The 2,345-nt window shown below is 65.9% G+C and carries 2 protein-coding genes; one reads left to right on the top strand and one right to left on the bottom strand.

Going from position 1 to position 2,345, the window contains the following annotated elements:
- Positions 1–377: 377 nt before the first annotated feature.
- Positions 378–1,121 (bottom strand): SDR family NAD(P)-dependent oxidoreductase, encoded by a 744-nt coding sequence (locus tag ACFXJ8_RS43955; RefSeq protein WP_379651522.1) that lies wholly within the window; start codon positions 1,119–1,121, stop codon positions 378–380.
- A 773-nt stretch (positions 1,122–1,894) separates the two neighbouring features.
- Between ACFXJ8_RS43955 and ACFXJ8_RS43960 the strand changes: the two genes are divergently transcribed.
- On the top strand, positions 1,895–2,254 hold the full coding sequence (locus tag ACFXJ8_RS43960) for a hypothetical protein (RefSeq protein ID WP_379651524.1): 360 nt from the start codon (positions 1,895–1,897) through the stop codon (positions 2,252–2,254).
- Positions 2,255–2,345: the final 91 nt, after the last annotated feature.

Below are 2,345 nucleotides of genomic sequence, written 5' to 3' on the forward strand. Positions count from 1 at the left end.
TGGCCGCGCAGGTCTCGCGCTTCTACGTAAGCGGATCTTGCTCAACCGCTGATCACAGCGCCAGGGCCGGGTCACGAAATTTGCGGAAGAGCCACACCGAACTGGCCACCAGCATGCTAACTATCTGGCCGCCAGCGGGGAGAGCTCAAAGGCCATTGACAAATATGGGGCGGAATGTTGGTGAGAAACGACAGCGCCCGCTCCGCCGTGATCAGGCGGGAGCGGGCGCTGTGTGGTCTTCAGCCGATGTGCGCTTCGGCTGCCTTAGTCTGTGCGAGCCGGTAGGACTGGGTGCCGGTCTCGATGATGTTGCCGCCGAAGGTCAACCGATCAACGATGGCGGCGCAGACTCGGACCGGCTCGCCGCAGAGCGCGGGTCAGATCATCAGGCCGCCGGAGACGCGCAGGTTCTGACCCGTGATCCATTGCGAGTCGGGCCCGGCCAGGAAGGCGACGACGTTGGCGATGTCCTCCGGGCGTCCCAGCCGTTGCAGTGGCGTCAGGGCCACCGTGTGCTCAATGGCCTGCTCCAGATTCTCTCCGGCTGCGGCGCGCATCATGTCCGTTTCCGTGGCGCCGGGGGACACGCTGTTGACCGTGATGCCCCCGGGACCGAACTCGCGGGCGGCGACCGCAGTGATCGACTCCAGCGCCGCCTTGCTGGCGAAGTACAAGGACAGACCCGGCACCGCACCGGCAGAAGAGATGTTGACGATCCGCCCACCCTCGCCGAGCCTTTCGGCAGCGGCTTGGATAACGAAGAACGGCCCCTTGGTGTTGACGGCCATCACCTCGTCGAAGTCGCTCTCAACGGCGTCGCAGATGTTCCCCATCGGATTGATCGCCGCGTTGTTGACCACCACGTCCAAACCCGTCAGGCACCGGTCGACCTCACCGAAAAGGTACTTCAGGTCCTCCAGGCGCCCCTGGTCCGCTCGTACCGCGATCGCCTGCCCGCCGAAGGCCGCCACCTCGGCCACCACTTCCTCTGCCGCCGCCTGGTCGCGGTTGAAGCTGAACATCACCGCCGCGCCCTCACGAGCCAGCCTCACCACGATCGCTCGCCCGATCCCCCGCGACCCGCCGGTCACCAGTGCCCTCTTCTTCTCCAACGTTCCCATGTCAACTCCTCGCCGTCGACCGCTCCCCTGATGGGAGCGCCTCACAGCAGAGTCGTAACAACAGTGTCAGTCTCGACATCCGCGCCGAAGAAGTTTCAGGACAGCGTGATGCCCGCAACGGTCAGCCTGGCCCGGGGCACATCCCGCGATCCAGCGGCCCGTGGCGGGCGACCGAATGCAAGTCTTTGGCGTAAGCGCCAGAATCCGGTCTGATCCTCCCCGAAGGTCGAGATGGCTGGGAACTCTGAGGCTCTCCTGTGCGATGGAGCGAAATACGGCGTTAACCCTGTAAGGGTTGGGGCAAGACGGGGTAGCTGACCAGCGAGAACTCCGCTAACGCCGGATTCCGTTCCAAATCTCTCTGCCCCCGGCTACAAGTCAGCGAGGAGGAGTGCCGACAGCGCACCGCAGCACGACTCGGGGAGGTGGCTCCGAATTTCACCGACACGAGCCCACCCCTCGAACAAGCCGGCTCTGCCACTCGCGAACGCCTGGCTCTCTATCTCACCTACAGAGTCAGCCTCCAGCCCATCCCGTCGAGGAATACCGCGGCATCGACCAGCCGTGGATCCACGGGCGCCGCCCGGCGACCTGATCAAACGTGACGACCGGAGTGTACTTCCGAGAATCCGGTCCCAGCCAGGTCACAACCCCCGCCAGCAACTTTCGAGAACACGGACTCCGTCGAGCCGAGACGGCGGGGCGCCCGCCCCACCCCGCTACCCGCCGCCTACGAGCACCTGCTCGCCGACTACACCGCCTCGCTGGAACAAGTGCCGCTGGCGGCCGACACCCGCCGCACCTACGCCTCCCGGGTGCGGATGTACCTGGCGTGGCTGACCGAGCGACCCGCCACCGGCGGCGACCCGCTCATCGACGCCCATGCCCGGGACTGGGTGGTGCGTGACTACCGTCGCTACCTGTTGCGTGAGGCCGACCCCAAACGCTCGGTGCGCTACGTCAACAACGCCCTGGCCGCGCTCGACGACTTCCACCTGCGGCGCGCCTGGGCAAGGCCGCCATCGCCCGCGAGGACATCCCCAAGACCGCGCCCAAGGCGATGGACGCCAACGCGCAGATCCGCTGGCTGCGCGCCGTTGAGGACTGGCCCCGCCCGCGTGATCGCGCGCTAGTAGTACTTCGTTAGGTTACGAAGTGTTGTGGGGCGAATACGGCTGGCAGCAGACGTGACAAGCGCCGGTCCAGGTGGCGAGTAAAGTCTGC

Origin of the sequence: Nonomuraea sp. NPDC059194 (genome assembly GCF_042754765.1) — a bacterium.
In the GTDB taxonomy this organism is placed as follows: Bacteria; Actinomycetota; Actinomycetes; order Streptosporangiales; family Streptosporangiaceae; genus Nonomuraea.